The organism is Nocardia kruczakiae NBRC 101016 (genome assembly GCF_001612965.1).
Classification (GTDB): domain Bacteria; phylum Actinomycetota; class Actinomycetes; order Mycobacteriales; family Mycobacteriaceae; genus Nocardia; species Nocardia kruczakiae.
In genome coordinates, this window is the sequence record NZ_BDBL01000023.1 from 41,363 (window position 1) to 55,895 (window position 14,533).

At 68.8% G+C, this 14,533-nt stretch carries 16 protein-coding genes; 5 read left to right on the forward strand and 11 right to left on the reverse strand.

Going from position 1 to position 14,533, the window contains the following annotated elements; translation table 11 throughout:
* The first annotated feature begins 146 nt into the window (after window positions 1–146).
* Window positions 147–368, forward strand: coding sequence for an RNA-binding S4 domain-containing protein (locus NK1_RS17240; protein ID WP_063009864.1), 222 nt, complete (start codon window positions 147–149; stop codon window positions 366–368).
* A 43-nt stretch (window positions 369–411) separates the two neighbouring features.
* Here the strand turns inward: NK1_RS17240 and rraA are convergent, their stop codons facing one another.
* The 7 genes from rraA to NK1_RS17275 all read right to left on the reverse strand — a co-directional run bounded on the left by rraA (window position 412) and on the right by NK1_RS17275 (window position 5,001).
* Window positions 412–897, reverse strand: a complete 486-nt coding sequence (rraA, locus tag NK1_RS17245) for a ribonuclease E activity regulator RraA (RefSeq protein ID WP_063009866.1) — start codon at window positions 895–897, stop codon at window positions 412–414.
* A 72-nt stretch (window positions 898–969) separates the two neighbouring features.
* Complete coding sequence (locus NK1_RS17250) at window positions 970–1,428, reverse strand: SRPBCC family protein (RefSeq protein WP_063009869.1); 459 nt, start codon at window positions 1,426–1,428, stop codon at window positions 970–972.
* Between the two features lie 90 nt (window positions 1,429–1,518).
* The gene (locus tag NK1_RS17255; protein WP_063009871.1) at window positions 1,519–2,460 is read right to left on the reverse strand and encodes a CopD family protein; all 942 of its coding nucleotides are present in this window, start codon (window positions 2,458–2,460) and stop codon (window positions 1,519–1,521) included.
* Window positions 2,457–3,011, reverse strand: coding sequence for a copper resistance CopC family protein (locus NK1_RS17260; RefSeq protein WP_084461093.1), 555 nt, complete (start codon window positions 3,009–3,011; stop codon window positions 2,457–2,459). Before NK1_RS17260 ends, NK1_RS17255 begins: the two co-directional genes overlap by 4 nt.
* On the reverse strand, window positions 3,008–3,664 hold the full coding sequence (locus tag NK1_RS17265) for a YcnI family copper-binding membrane protein (RefSeq protein ID WP_063009875.1): 657 nt from the start codon (window positions 3,662–3,664) through the stop codon (window positions 3,008–3,010). The genes NK1_RS17260 and NK1_RS17265 overlap by 4 nt, the downstream gene beginning before the upstream one ends.
* A 75-nt stretch (window positions 3,665–3,739) precedes the next feature.
* Entirely contained in the window at window positions 3,740–4,345 is a 606-nt protein-coding gene (locus NK1_RS17270; RefSeq protein WP_157104321.1) for a hypothetical protein, read from the reverse strand.
* Window positions 4,346–4,359: 14 nt separating this feature from the next.
* On the reverse strand, window positions 4,360–5,001 hold the full coding sequence (locus NK1_RS17275) for a DUF6474 family protein (protein WP_063009880.1): 642 nt from the start codon (window positions 4,999–5,001) through the stop codon (window positions 4,360–4,362).
* 393 nt (window positions 5,002–5,394) lie between these two features.
* Between NK1_RS17275 and NK1_RS17280 the strand changes: the two genes are divergently transcribed.
* On the forward strand, window positions 5,395–7,113 hold the full coding sequence (locus NK1_RS17280; protein ID WP_063009995.1) for a TM0106 family RecB-like putative nuclease: 1,719 nt from the start codon (window positions 5,395–5,397) through the stop codon (window positions 7,111–7,113).
* Window positions 7,110–9,092: a molecular chaperone HtpG gene (gene htpG / locus NK1_RS17285; RefSeq protein ID WP_063009882.1), complete on the forward strand. Its 1,983-nt coding sequence runs from the start codon at window positions 7,110–7,112 to the stop codon at window positions 9,090–9,092. The genes NK1_RS17280 and htpG overlap by 4 nt, the downstream gene beginning before the upstream one ends.
* 113 nt (window positions 9,093–9,205) lie before the next feature.
* Here htpG and NK1_RS17290 read toward each other — a convergent pair whose 3' ends face one another.
* Window positions 9,206–10,558: a lipase family protein gene (locus NK1_RS17290; RefSeq protein ID WP_063009884.1), complete on the reverse strand. Its 1,353-nt coding sequence runs from the start codon at window positions 10,556–10,558 to the stop codon at window positions 9,206–9,208.
* A 187-nt stretch (window positions 10,559–10,745) separates the two neighbouring features.
* The gene (locus NK1_RS17295) at window positions 10,746–11,513 is read right to left on the reverse strand and encodes an SDR family NAD(P)-dependent oxidoreductase (RefSeq protein WP_036496958.1); all 768 of its coding nucleotides are present in this window, start codon (window positions 11,511–11,513) and stop codon (window positions 10,746–10,748) included.
* Between the two features lie 288 nt (window positions 11,514–11,801).
* On the opposite strand from NK1_RS17295, the gene NK1_RS17300 reads away from it, so the two are divergent.
* On the forward strand, window positions 11,802–12,443 hold the full coding sequence (locus NK1_RS17300; RefSeq protein WP_245660608.1) for a TetR/AcrR family transcriptional regulator: 642 nt from the start codon (window positions 11,802–11,804) through the stop codon (window positions 12,441–12,443).
* A 43-nt stretch (window positions 12,444–12,486) separates the two neighbouring features.
* Here NK1_RS17300 and NK1_RS17305 read toward each other — a convergent pair whose 3' ends face one another.
* Window positions 12,487–12,924 (reverse strand): VOC family protein, encoded by a 438-nt coding sequence (locus tag NK1_RS17305; protein WP_063009888.1) that lies wholly within the window; start codon window positions 12,922–12,924, stop codon window positions 12,487–12,489.
* A complete protein-coding gene (locus tag NK1_RS17310; RefSeq protein WP_063009890.1) occupies window positions 12,924–13,493 on the reverse strand; it encodes a DinB family protein in 570 nt (189 codons plus the stop codon). The genes NK1_RS17305 and NK1_RS17310 overlap by 1 nt, the downstream gene beginning before the upstream one ends.
* A gap of 61 nt (window positions 13,494–13,554) precedes the next feature.
* On the opposite strand from NK1_RS17310, the gene NK1_RS17315 reads away from it, so the two are divergent.
* Window positions 13,555–14,514 (forward strand): helix-turn-helix transcriptional regulator, encoded by a 960-nt coding sequence (locus tag NK1_RS17315; protein ID WP_063009892.1) that lies wholly within the window; start codon window positions 13,555–13,557, stop codon window positions 14,512–14,514.
* Window positions 14,515–14,533 lie beyond the last annotated feature (19 nt).

Genomic DNA, 14,533 nt, shown 5'->3' on the forward strand with positions numbered 1-14,533 from the left:
TGCGGGCTGGGACCGCTCGAGGGGAGAAGGCCACCGGGCGAGTCCTGCTCGTGCACGGTCATATTCGATCCTTTCGCCGGACCCCGGTATCCGTCGCGACGGGGGCGGCGTGCGGCCCGTCGGGCGCGGCGGTAAAGATGTAACCCATGTCGGATCCAGTCGATGTGCCGATCGAAGACGAAGTCATTCGACTCGGGCAATTCCTGAAGCTGGCCAATCTCATCGACAGCGGGTCGGAGGCCAAGACGGTGATCGCCGCCGGGCTCGTGCGCGTCAACGAAGAGGTGGAACTACGGCGGGGCCGCCAGCTCCATGCCGGAGACGTGGTCGAACTGGCCGGCCACCGCGTGCGGGTGGCAGGCGGATAGTCCGGCAGGCGCGGGGCCTTCCGGCCCGGCGGCGATCGGTGATTCATTCCGCGCGGACGACGACCCCGTCGTGATCGCTGTAGAGCATCTCGCCCGGAACGAAGGTGACGCCGCCGAATTCGACCGGCACGTCGCGTTCGCCGGATCCGGTCTGCGTGCTCTTGCGGGGATTGGTGCCCAGCGCCTTGATGCCGATGGGCAGAGTGCGCAGAATCGCCGAATCGCGCACGCCGCCGTTGACGACGACACCGGACCAGCCGTTGTCGACGCCGCGTCCGGCGATCACGTCACCGACGAGGGCGGTGTGGATGCTCGCACCGCCGTCGACGACCAGCACACGTCCTTCACCGGGTTCGCTGAGAGTCTGCTTGACCAACAGATTGTCCTGGAAGCAGCGAATGGTGACGATGCGTCCGCTGAACACCGGATTGCCGCCGAACTGCGTGAATTGCGTGTCGCAGCTACGAATCTCGGGGCCGATCTCATCGGCGAGGTCGGCGGTTGCCACTGAGTTTGCTGAATCGGTCACCAAATAAGCTTGCCATGCGGGCGGTGATCGAATCCTGAGACCTCGGCCGCCCGCCGCGGGCACCGGCCCGGATCAACTGTCGAGGGTGCGCTGATACTCCGCGATCTTGGTCGTCAGGTTGTGGGTGGTGTGTTTGACCGACATCTTCACGAACGGCTCGATGGTCTTACCCAGTACCTTGCCCGCGAGCCCGCCCGGTACCCGGTACTCCACGATGGCGTCCACCGTGCAGTCGCGCTCGCCACGCGGATGGAACAGGAAGGTCGATTCGATCTCGAATCCGGTCACGGCCTTCACCGCGATCGCGACGTTCTTCTCCCAGCGCACGATCTGCAACCGGGAGGTCAGTGATGCGGGGCCCAGTTTGATCTCGGTGTCGAACGTCGCGCCCAGCCCGGCCACCTGATCGGTGATCGGGCGGAAGGAATGGACCTCGGTGACGAATTCCGGAAGATGGCGATAGTCGTTGACGTAGTCGAACGCGGTCTCGGCCGGCGCGGCGCAATCGGCCACGATCTTCACTGCGGTCATGCAGTAACCGTAACGTGTTGCAGTCCGGCCCGGACCGGATGTAATTGCTATCACTCCAGTTCGCAGGGCCTATCCGGTCCGGGCTCGGACTCAGGCCGTCACCGACAGGGTCGCCGCCAGACCGAACACCGCCGCCATCACCACCACCTCGATCAGTGCCCGGCGCAGCGAGTCGTCCGCACTCATCCGATGGTCGGTGGCCACCGGAACCCAGCTGCGCCGCCACCACCAGCCGAGCCCGAGCAGCGCGAGAGCCATGACCGTCTTCGCGAGCAGGATGCGGCCGTACCCGGTGTCGAGCAGCGCCACCGGATCGCCGACGCGGACCAGCCCGTTGACCACGCCGGTCACCGTCACCGCCGCCACCGCGGGCAGCGCCCAGCCCGAATAGCGCGGCAGGATCACCGCCCATTCACCGCGGGTGCGCACCACCAGTGCCAGCGCCAGCAGCAGACCGAACCAGGCGGCCGCGGCGAGAGCGTGCACCGCGGCCAGGACCGAGCCGAGCGTCTGCTGTGACATATGGCCGGTGATCGGCCGCAGCACCAGCGTCACCGCGGCGAAGACCAGCACCAGATCGGCGCTCGCGCGCTCCGGTCGCCGGAAGGCCAGCGTGCTGTAGCAGGCGACCGCCGCGGTGCCGATCAGTACGGCGATGCCGATCTGGCCGCCGCTGACATGCGCGACGTAGTCGCCGAAATCGGCGGCGCGCAACCGGCTCAGCGGGACCCCGACCACCTCGGCGGCCTCGGTGGACAGCAGTACGAATTCCGCGAGCGTCCAGAGCCCGCCGAACACGGCCAGCAGCCGCCACGCGGGCCGCAGCCGGTCGTGCAGGCGCGGCAGAGCCGCGAGGCCGAGAACCGTCGCGCCCAGCCCGTCGGCCAGGGTGCGTACCGGCGCCTCGGCCTGTACCGGATCGGGTGCGGCGAGCGCCCATCCGGCGGCGACCCCGACGAGGGCGGCCGGGACGACCAGCAGCAGTGCGTAACGCAGTGCGGTCGATCTGCTGCCGGCCGTCCCCGGCCTCATGGTTTGCCGCCGCTGCCCGGCCGTCGGGAGCGACCGCCGAACAGCGCGAACGCCAATCCACCGCCGAACAGGACGACCGCGGCCACGATGAACACCCACAGCGGAACGCCACCGGAATCACCGTCACCACCGGAGCTGCTCTTGGCGTCGGCCTTGGCCCCCGGTGTCCCGTGCCCGGGCGTGGTCAGCTCGAAGGTGCGGGTGCCGCTGACCGGATGTCCGTCGGCGGAGGTGACGCGGTACGCCATCGTGTACGTGCCGGCCGGGCCGAGGTCACCGACCTCGACGCTGACGGTCGGCCCGTCCACCACCGGTTTGCCCTTCGACCACAGATTCCCGTCCGGGCCGACGACGGTCAGCGACGGGAAGCTCGGCTGCAGATTCTCGTTGAAGGTGATGCTGACCCGCGCCGGGCCGGACGCGAGTTTCGCGCCGTCGGCGGGGTCGGTGGATACCACCGTCGAATGCGCGGCGGCCGGGCCGGCGACCGCGATCGTCAGTCCGCCCAGCGCCAGCGCACCGACCAGGGCGAACAGTATGCGGCGCATCATGCGCGCCGGCTCCGGATCAGGCTGCCGAGTCCGAGCGCGGCGCCGAGGGCGCCGAGCACCAGTCCGATACCGCCCAGCCAGCGCGCGGTGTTGTCGGAATCGGACTCGTCGCTGTCGGTGTCGCTCGACATGCCGGCCGCGTGGTCGTGATCGGATCCGGCGGCCGCCAGCGTGACGCTCGGTGCGGGATGCTCGGGTTCGTCGCCGCCGGCGGGCATGGGCTCGTTCCAGTTGACGACCTTGCCGTCGCTGTAGGTCTGGGTGGCCGGGAAGCTGATCTTGTCCTGCTTCGGTAGCGGACCGACCGCCAGGGCGAAGCGCTGGAACTGTTCGGGGGTGATGCCGGGATTACCCGGGTTCGCGGTCCAGGTCACGGAGGTGAACTGGTTCTTGTCGTTCTTCTCGGTCTTGGCGGTCCAGCCCGCGACGGGTTCGGTGCGGGCCGCGGACAGTTGCGGCAGCGCGACGGTCAGCTTGGTGGTCGACGCGGTCGCCGATTCGGTCGGCACGCGGAAGGTGATGACGGCGTAACCGCCCTGGGCCGCGCCGGGCGCGTCGGCGGTGACGTGCGCGGCCGCGGTGCCGGAGGCGAGCAGGGCCAGACCTGCGGCGGCGCCGGTCGCGACCAGGGCGCGCGACAGGGAGGTGGACATGCGTGAGCTCACGTTGGATGACTTTCTCGGTACTCGGCGATTTGCCGGGGGAATTGCCTGTGGTCGGGGAGCGGTTCAGGCGAGTACCGGCGGTGCGCGGGAGCCGAGGGCACCGGCGCGCCATTGCTGCCACGGTGGCGGCACGGAGCTTCGCCACCGGGGTGTGGCGATATCCACCGGCGGCAGCGGCCGGGTCGTGACGGCCCGGACCGAGTGCGAGACAGCGGCGTACAGACGTTCCACGGCCACGATGAGCGCGGCACAGGTCACGGTCGCGAGCGTGTGCGCCAGCGTCATCCAGCCGCTCGGGAAGATCGACGTCGGGCCGGAAAGGCCGCTCCCGCACGATGTTTCACTCGGCCCGTGGGCGGGCAGCAGACTCAGCGCGATATGGGAAACCGCCTGTCCGCCACCGAGTGCCGCCAGGACGCCGGTCCGGCCCCACGCGCCGCCGGCGGCCGGCAGCATCGAGGCGAAGGTTCCGGCGACCGTCGCGCTCACCAGGAGCAGCGCCAGCGTCGCCGAGCCGGGATAGCCGCCGTCGGCCCAGCCGTGCGCGGCGGTCGCGAGGACCACCACCGCCATACCGACCAGGCCGCCCCGGAGTCCATCGATGCCCGGCCGCCGGACCGCTCGCCGGGACGGCGGGGATCCGGTCGCGGGCCGGGCACGAGGCAGCATGGCGAAACGGTCGGTCAGTGCACGCCGAGGCGCGCGAGGATATCGGCTTCGACGCCGGAGAGTTCGTGCGAGATGGAGTTGTGCACCGCCCGGCGGCGCGGCGCGGGCATCTGCTCGGCGGTGCGCACGGCCGCGGACAGGCTGGCGAGCCGGTCGCGGGTGGCGGCCACGAACTTCTGCGTCTCGCCGCTCTTGTCACCGGAGTTCTCGATACCGGCCAGGGTCGATTCGACGCCGGTGATGCGGGCCTGCAGTCGGGCGCCGTGGCCGGTGAAGTTGCCCAGCTCGCCGAGGCCGATACCCAGCCGGTGGGCGCGGCGGGTGTCGATCTGGCCGCGGACGAAGGTGGCGGCCCGGTAGGCCAGCGGCGCCAGCACCGGCACCAGCACCCGCGCCACGCCCAGATACTTCTTCACCTGGCTCGCGGTGAGCAGTTCCCGGTCGGCGCGTTCGGCGGTCTTGAGGGCGGCTTTCTCCTCGGCCTTCAATGCCGCGATCTGTGCCTTCGCCACCTCGCGCTGGGTGCGGAGTTCGGCGCGCTGGCGTTTGCGTTCGTTGCGGGCGCCGAGTTTGGCCTCCATCGCGGCCTTGTGCTTGAGGGCTTTCGCCTCGGCTTTGCGGTCCGCACGCCGCTTGCGCTTGGTGAACAACCCCATCGAAAGCCCTCCGTCACGAAGTTCCGTCATGCTGATATACCCACATGCCACACGGTTTGCGCCAACTGTAGCGGGATGCGCACCCGAGGGCGCCGTCGCGGCGGCCGGTGCGCGGTCGGGGCGCGGGCCGATCCGGGCTCGCCGGCCGCGTGAGTGCCGAGGTAGCGGCTCCGCGTACGCCCGGCACGCAGGCGGTTCGCGGGAGTGTCGGAGGTAGGGACCATACTGCTTAGCGTGTATTCGGGCAGCGGCGACCCAGACGGTCGCGAGGAGGACGGCGGAGGCGACGAGCGGCGGGCTGCTGCTCGACGAACCGTCGTGGTGCCCGCCGAAGTGGAACGGGCGCAGCAGGTTTCGGCCGGTACGGCGAGTGCTCCGGCCGGCCCGGCGGACCTGTCGGCGCCCGCCGGGCCCGGCGAGCGCCCACCGCGCATCGCCTATGTCGACGCCCGCGCGCTGGTCGGCTGCCGGCACCGGCTGCATCTGGACGCGACCCATCCGGAACGGCTGCTGGGGGTGCCGGAGGACGCGGGTGTCAAACAGCGCCGCGACGCCGCCACCGCGCATCGCTCGAAGGTTCGCGACACACTCGTCGCCGCCGATCCGCAGGCATGGGTGATCATCGACCCGGATCAGCACGCGAGCGGCCGCGCCGAGGACACGCTGCGCGCGTGTTCGGAAGGGGCGCGGTACATTTGGGGCGCGTTGCTACCGCAGGAGGCCGATACCGGCCGCCGTGGCGGCTGCGAGATCCTGTTGCGCGATACCGACCGCGGCGGTTACATCCCGATCATCGTGGTCAACCACAAGGTGACCGACCCGCGCCAGCCGGATCCGGCAGATTTCCATCCCACCACCTCCGACCTGTACCGCTGGGATCCGCGCCCCGACCGGCACGTCCGGGTCCGCACCCAACCGCGCGACCAGCAGCGGCTGGCCCATCTCTACCGCATGTTGCAGCGGCACGGGCTGGCCAGTCCGGCGCTGGTCGGCGGGGCCATCGGCTATCACTTCGACCGGATCCTGGTGCACGATCTGGCCCCGGTGCTCGACGAGTACGACCGGCGTTATGCCGACCGCATCGCGGTGGTGCGCGGTGAGCTGCCGACCGTTCCGTCCAAGGTGCCGGAATGCCGGCAGTGCCCGTGGTGGACGCGGGCGCCGAGTGTGACCGGCGGTGAGCGTCCGGATATCACCGAACCGCCCGCGGTGAGCTGTGAGGGCTGGCTGGCGGCCCACCGCGACGTCAGCCTCGTCGCACCCGGCTCACGCGCCGAACTGCTGCGCCGCCACGGCGTGCAGACCATCGACGACCTGGCCGAGTGGACCGCCGAGGAACCCGAGGACTGGCAGTACGAGCCGTTCGCCGAGACGGTCGTGACCGCGCGTGCCTGGATCTCGGGCGCGCCACTGGTCCGCCGCGTGGACCGGGTGCGGGTCACCCGGGCCGACGTCGAGGTCGACGTCGATCTGGAGAGCTATCAGGAGTACGGCGCGTACCTGTGGGGGACCCTGCTCGACGGGGTGTATCGCCCCTTCTTCACCTGGGACCCGCTGCCGACCGCCGATGAGGCGCGCTCGTTCGCCGAATTCTGGACCTGGCTGATGGCGGTGCGCGCCGACGCGGCCGCGGCGGGCAAGACGTTCGCCGCCTACTGCTATTCGCGCACGGCCGAGGACAAGTGGCTCTACGAATCGGCGCGCCGATTCGCCGGACGGCCCGGCGTGCCCACCGAGGCCGAGGTCCGCGCCTTCGTCGACAGCCCGCAGTGGGTGGATATGTTCCAGGCGGTGTCTGAGCAGTTCATCTGCCCGAACGGCAAGGGGCTCAAGAAGATCGCCCCGGTCGCCGGATTCGGCTGGCGCGACCCCGAGGCGGGCGGCGAGGCGTCGATGAGCTGGTATCGCCTGGCGGTCGGATACGACGGTGCACCCGATCTGTCGCAGCGCACCCGCCTGCTGGAATACAACGAGGACGACGTCCGCGCCACCCAGGTGTTGCGCGAATGGATGGCGCCCGCGCAACCGCGGGCGCACAGTGCCGACGCGGAGGTTCCCGCGATGACCGACTTTCGCGAGCCACCCGCGGTCCGTCGTAATATCTGCACGTGACCGATCACGTCGAACAACTGGAGTTTCAGGCCGAGACCCATCAGCTTCTGGAACTGATGATCCACTCGGTCTACTCGAACAAGGACACCTTCCTGCGGGAATTGATCTCGAACGCCTCGGACGCGCTGGACAAGCTGCGGCTCGAGTCGTTCCGGGACAAGGATCTCGAGGTCGACACCTCGGATCTGCATATCGAACTCGAGGTCGACAAGGACGCCCGGGTGCTGACCGTCCGCGACAACGGCATCGGCATGTCGCGCGCCGAGGTGGTCGATCTCATCGGCACCCTGGCCAAGTCGGGCACCGCGGAACTGCGCCGCCAGCTGCTGGAATCCAAGAGCGGCGAGGGCGCGGTGAGCTCCGAAGACCTCATCGGCCAGTTCGGTATCGGCTTCTACTCGACCTTCATGGTGGCCGACAAGGTCACGCTGACCACCCGCCGCGCCGGTGAGTCCGAGGGGACCCGCTGGGAGTCCGCGGCCGGCAGCTCGACCTACACCATCGAAACCCTCGACGAGGCGCCCCAGGGCACCGCGGTGTCGCTGCATCTGAAGTCCGCGGACGAGGACGATCACCTCTTCGATTACACGCAGGAGTGGAAGCTCCGCGAGATCGTCAAGAAGTACTCGGACTTCATCTCCTGGCCGATTCGGATGCAGGTGGAGCGCACCGTCACCGAGGGTGAGGGCGAGGAGAAGCAGGAAAAGACCATCCTCGAGGAGCAGACGCTCAATTCGCAGAAGGCGCTGTGGACGCGCCCGCGCAGCGACGTCTCCGACGAGGAGTACAAGGAGTTCTACAAGCACGTCTCGCATGCCTGGGACGATCCCTTGGAGATCATCCCGCTCAAGGCCGAGGGCACGTTCGAATATCAGGCGCTGCTGTTCATCCCGTCGCGCGCGCCGTTCGATCTGTTCATGCGCGAGCACAAGCGCGGCGTGCAGCTCTACGTGCGCCGGGTGTTCATCATGGACAACTGCGAAGAGTTGATGCCGGAGTATCTGCGCTTCGTCAAGGGTGTGGTGGACGCGCAGGATCTGTCGCTGAACGTCTCGCGCGAGATTCTGCAGCAGGACCGGCAGATTCAGATGATCCGCAAGCGCCTGGTCCGCAAGGTGCTCTCGACGATCAAGGATTTGCAGAGCGCCGAATCGGCCGAATCCGGCTCCGACGACGCCACCGCGAAAGAGTCGAAGTACCAGACCTTCTGGAACGAATTCGGCCGAGTTCTCAAGGAGGGCTTGCTCTCCGACTTCGACAACCGCGAAACCATCCTGCAGGTCTCGTCTTTCGCCTCGACGCACTCCGATTCCGAGCCGACCACGCTCGCGCAGTACGTGGAGCGCATGGCCGAGGGCCAGGACCAGATCTACTACATGACCGGTGAATCCCGGCAGCAGATCGAGAATTCCCCGCATATGGAGGCCTTCAAGGCCAAGGGTCTCGAGGTGCTGATCCTCACCGACCCGGTCGACGAGATGTGGGTCGGCTCGGTGCCGGACTTCGACGGCAAGCCGTTCCAGTCGATCGCCAAGGGCGAGGTCGATCTGGAGACCGAGGAGGAGAAGAAGGCCTCCGAACAGCTGCGCGAACAGCAGGAGAAGGACTTCGGCGAGGTGCTGAAGTGGCTGCAGGAGACGCTGAGCGACAGCGTCAAGGAGGTCCGCCTGTCCTCCCGCCTGACCACCTCCCCGGCCTGTGTCGTCGGTGATGTCTTCGACTTCACCCCGCAGCTGGAGCGGATGTACCGCGCGTCCGGCCAGGCGCTCCCGGAATCCAAGCGGATTCTGGAGCTCAACCCGGAGCACCCGCTGGTCACCGGCCTGCGCGATGCGTACGCCAAGGACAAGGAGTCCGAGGATCTGGGCGCGACGGCCGAATTGCTCTACGGCACAGCGGTTCTGGCCGAAGGTGGCGAATTGAAAGACCCGGCCCACTTCGCCCGGCTCCTGGCCGACCGCCTCACCAAGTCCGTCTGACTCGGCGGGACCGTCCGACCACGACAACCGAAACACCGAGGCCCGCAAGGAATTTCCTTGCGGGCCTCGGATCGTGAACGCACGTGCTCGACCGGGCCGCCGTCAGCGGCGCATCAGTCGACGGTGCAACCGGCGACCGGCTTGTCGTTCAACCGGTCCATCAGATAGGGAATGACACCGCTCGGGCTGAAACCGTCGATGATCTCCGGACCGAAGTGGTTCGGCAGCGCCATCCCGGGCAGGATCGGCGGGAGACCGTTACTGCGGAAGGTGACGGTGGCACCCTTGCCGCACCAGTCGTCGGCGAGCCGGCGCGCCTGCGGATAGGGCACGGTGTCGTCGTTGACCCCGCTGGTGATCAGAACCGGTGCGGTGGGGCTGAGGGTGCCGATGCGCTGCCGGTTCAGAATGTCCATGGCCGCCGGAACTTCGCGCAGGTTGTCCAGAATCGGCCGATGGTCGCGGGTGAAGTCACTGCCGCGCAGGAGCGGATGTTTCAGGATGACATCGCCCACGCAGCTGTCCCGCAGTTCCGCGAGCAGGCCCTCGCCCTGCGGCGTCACCCGCTTGTCCACCTCGGGTTTCAAATCCGGATAGCGTTCGAGGAATCCGTTGAGGGCATAGGCGACCACACCACCGATGAGATTTCCGTCGATCTTCTGCAGAACCGCGCTCAGATCGGCGGTCGGCGCGCCGGCCCACACCCCTTTCAGGTTCAGCTCCGGTGCATAGCTCGGCTGCAACTCCGCCGCGGACGCGGTCGCCCCGCCGCCCTGGGAGTAACCCCAGAAGGCGAGCGGCGTCTGCGCTCCGGTACCCGAGAGCGCATTCGCGGCGCGCGCCGCGTCGAGAACGGCGTGCGCCTCTTCCACCCGGTTGACGTAGGTGTGGACGCCGGGCGTGCCCAGTCCGATGTAGTCGGTCACGAAAACCCGGGCGCCCAGCGCATGCCACACCATCGCCGATACCGCCTCCTGATTGGCGGAGATGCTCGGCGGGGTGATCTGGGCGTAGAGACCGGTGGCGAAGGCCTCCGACGGCGCGCACTGATCGCCCTGTCCGGAGGTACCGGGCGCGATCACGACGGTCGGCCGCGGTCCGGTGCCCTGCCAGGCGGCGGTGGCGTCGAGGTAGGTGCCGCTGACCGCGGTGGGAGCGCCGTCCTGGGTCTGCGAGGTGTACAGCACCTTCTGCGCGTTCGCGGGCCACGGCCCGAATCCCGGCGGCGCCACGAAAACCGGCATCGCCTCGGTCTTGATCACCGAGCCCGGCGTGGTCGCGAATTGTGCCGGGGGAGTGTAGAACTCGCTCACCGGCGTGGCGGTGGCGGTGCCCGCGGCGGCGCCGGTGAGCGCCGCCCCCGCACATGCCGCAGCCCCGAGCGCGACCATCCGGCGGAAGCCGCCCGCACGCCGTCTCGGCGATCCGCTCGCCCTCGAGCGTTGTGCTCTGTCACCCAGTTGCATCGTCACGACCTGGCCTTTTGAACTTACTACCCAGTAGAATCAGCTTTAACATAGCGTTAATTCCCTCTGGGGAGAAATACCTGGTCACCCGCCCCGAAACCGGGCCGCCGAAATTGTGATGGTTCACAACCGGCGGCCCGTCGAAGCAAAAGGCCGACACGGGAATCCGTGCCGGCCTCACTCGACGTCAGCGCGGCGCCATGCGCAGCGCACCGTCCATACGGAAGGTTTCGCCGTTCAGGTAGTCGTGCTCGGTGATGTACTGCGCGAGCTGCGCGTACTCGTCCGGCCGGCCCAGGCGCGAGGGGAACGGCACGCCGGCCTCGAGGCCCTTGCGGTACTCCTCGGTGACGCCGGCCAGCATCGGGGTGTCGATGATGCCGGGGGCGATCGTGTTGACGCGGATGCCGAACTGGGCCAGGTCGCGCGCGGCCGGAACGGTCATACCGGCCACGCCGCCCTTGGAGGCGGAGTAGGCGATCTGGCCGATCTGGCCCTCGAACGCCGCCACCGACGCGGTGTTGATCACGACGCCGCGCTGGCCGTACTCGTCGACCGGCTCGGTCTTGGAGATGGCGTCGGCGGCCAGGCGCATCACGTTGAAGGTGCCCAGCAGATTCACGGTGATCACGGTCCGGAACAGCTCCAGATCGTGCGGGCCGTTCTTGGACAGGATGCGTCCCGCCCAGCCCACACCGGCGCAGTTGACCACGATGCGCGGCGGCACACCGGATTCGACGACCTTCGCCACCGCGGCGGCGACCTCGTCGTTGCTGGTCACATCGGTCGGAATCAGGGTGACACCGGCGGGGACGCTGTCGCCGGCCCGTTCGATCGACTGAGTCAGATCGAGACCGAATACGGTCGCACCCTGGTCGGCGAAGCGTTGTGCGGTCGCGGCGCCCAGACCGGACGCAGCTCCGGTGATGATCGCGGCGGAGCCGGAAATCTCCACGGTGTTTGGTCCTCTCGTTAGTGACGGCCCTATGGGTACTGGCCTTCCGTCAACAGCACCATATCGGGCGTGGGTGCCGTCACAGCCGGGGGTGCGCCGCGTGGGAAGCCGGCGCAGCGCAGAATGGAAGACAACCAGCTAGTTTCGTTTGCGAACCGGTACCCGATCGAACGATGGAGTTGCCACATGACCGCCTCGGCCCCCGCGGACCGCCGGCTACCTCGGGGCCGGCACGGTATCCCGCGGGAAACGGTCGTCCGGGACCAACGCGACCGGATTCTCGCGGCGATGGCAGACGCGATGGCCGCGCACGGATATGTGGGCACATCGGTCGCGGAGGTGATCAAGCGTGCGGGAGTGTCGCGGGAGACGTTCTACGAGCAGTTCCGCTCCAAGGAGGACTGTTTCGAGGCGGCCTACGAGCGGGCGGTGGAACAGCTGATCGCGCGCATCCAGGACGCGCTGCGCCCAGCCCCCGATCGCCCAGCCCCCGATCGAGCGCGGTCCGGGACGGAGATCGGCCGCGATTCGCACGCGGCCGAACCGCCGATCGGCGCCTTGCTCGATGCCTACCTCGACGGGCTGGCTTCCGAACCGGCCTATGCGCGGCTGTTCCTCGTCGAGGTCTACGCCGCCGGTACCGAGGCGATCGCGCGCCGCGCGGAACTGCAGGAATCGTTCGTATCGCTGGTCGCCGACATCCTCGATGCCCGCACCGATCAGCAGCGCTTCGCCTGCCGCACCATGGTCGCCGCGCTCAGCGCCATGGTCACCAGCCACGTCGCCGCCGACGATCTGGACGGTCTGCGTGAACTGCGCGAGCCCATGCTCGAGCTGGTCCACCGCAGCGGCGATCTGTTCGGCGACGCGCCCGCCGACCGCGTCGACGTGCCTCGCACCGATCCGAGCGAGCATTTCGACCCGTGGTAGCCGGGTCGTCCGCCGCATCCCGGTCGCGGCGCGGGCTCCCCGGTCAGTCGAGGCAGAACTCGTTGCCCTCCGGATCGGCCATCACGATGTGACCGTTGCCGAGCGGGGGAGCGGGTTCGTAGCGCCGCAGCCTGGTCGCACCGCGGGATACCAGCCGCTCGGCCTCGGCCTCCAACGCGGCCATCCGGTCGTCGCCGGTCAGGCCCGGGGCCGCTCGTACATCCAGGTGGACCCGATTCTTGGCCTGCTTGCCTTCGGGCACCCGCTGGAAGAACAGCCGCGGGCCGGCGCCCTCGGGATCGATCAACGCCGAGGCGTCGTTGCGCCGTTCCGGCGGCACGTTCATGGCCGCCAGTGCCTCGTCCCAGGTCCGGAATCCGGGCGGTGGATCCTGCAGTCGGTAGCCGAGGGCTTCGGCCCAGAACGCGGCCAATTCCGCGGGATCGCCGCAGTCGAAGGTGATCTGGACATCGCGGGCCATCAGCTCGCCTCCTGTCGGTTGTGGTGCAGGTTGAGGTCGCGCAGCAGGCACACCTCCGCCAGATGGTGGATCAGTTCACGATTGATGTGCAAAACCAGTGCCGAGAACGGGAATTCGGCATAGGGCCCTTCGGCCGCACCGCACGGACGGTCGAGGTCGTCCTCACCCAGCGATCCGATGCCGGCCAGCCAGGTGGAATATTCCGAATCGAGCTGGGCCAGTGCGCCTTTCGCCGTCTCGGCGTACTCGAACGAATGGTAATCGGTGGCCGCGCGCCCGAAATGCGAGGCGTTGCGCACGGCGAGTACGCCGACGATCACGTGCCCGAGCCGCCACGCGATCGTCGTGAACGGCGCCGGCTCCGGCGGCGGGAAGGCGAAGTCGATGGTCATCGCGCCCGAACCACCCTGGATCGGTGCGTTGCCGGTGCCGCGCGGGTGCAGATTCCAGCAGCCGGGCACGGGCTCCCAGAAGTACTCGTCGTCGGTGAGCCCGTCGAGCCGGGGGCGGAGCTGGTGGGTCCAGTGCCAGTCGATCTGCTCGCGCAGCAGCGTGTTCCAGTCGGTCATGGACACAGCTTCGCGGGCATAGCGGACAGATGCCTTCCGCGATCTGTGTCACCATGAGCGAATGACCGTCGAGGCGACCACCGAACGGGTGTTGCGGCTGCTGGCCCTGCTGCAACGCCGGCCGTCGTGGACCGCCACGGAACTGGCCGACGAGCTGGGTGTCACCGACCGTTCGGTGCGCCGCGACGTGGAACGACTGCGCGCGATCGGTTATCCGGTACAGGCCACGGCCGGCGTCGGCGGCGGATACCGACTGGGTGCCGGGACGCGGCTGCCGCCGCTGCTGCTCGACGACGAGGAGGCCATCGCCACGGCGGTGTCGCTGCGCCTGGCCACCGGAGGAACCGTCGCCGGCTCGGGTGAGGCGGCGCTACGGGCGCTGACGAAGCTCGATCAGGTGATGCCGCCCAGATTGCGTGCCGAGGTGCGCGCGGTACACGACGCCACCGAGACCATGGTCGGCCCGGGTATCGAGATCGATGCGGAACTGCTGATGACCCTCGCCCGGGCCTGCCGCGACGCCGTCCGGGTCCGCTTCCAGTACGCGGGCCGCAACGGGGTCGCCGGTGAACGTACCGTCGAACCGGTCCGCATGGTCACCACCGGCCGCCGCTGGTATCTGATGGCCCGCGATATCGACCGCGACGACTGGCGCACATTCCGCCTCGACCGCATGCGGGAGGTGCGTGCCACGACCTGGCGGTTCCGGCCGCGGGACCATCCGGATCCGGTCGGCTACGTCCAGCGATCGGTGGCCGAGGCGCCCTACCGCTATCTCGCCCGGATCCGCGTCCACGCCGATTCCGCCCGGGTACGCGACCTGATTCCGCCCCAGGTCGGCCGCGTCGAAGACGATCGTGACGGCTGGTCGGTCCTGGTGGTGGCCGGCGACGACCTGGACTGGCTCGCGGTCCGCATCGTCCGCCTCGGCTTCGAGGTCGACGTGCTGGAGCCTCCGGAACTCCGCGAAGCCGCCGCTCACCTGGCCCACGATCTGTCGGCTCTAGCCGAACCGGGCTGAGCCGACCGCTGTGCGGCGA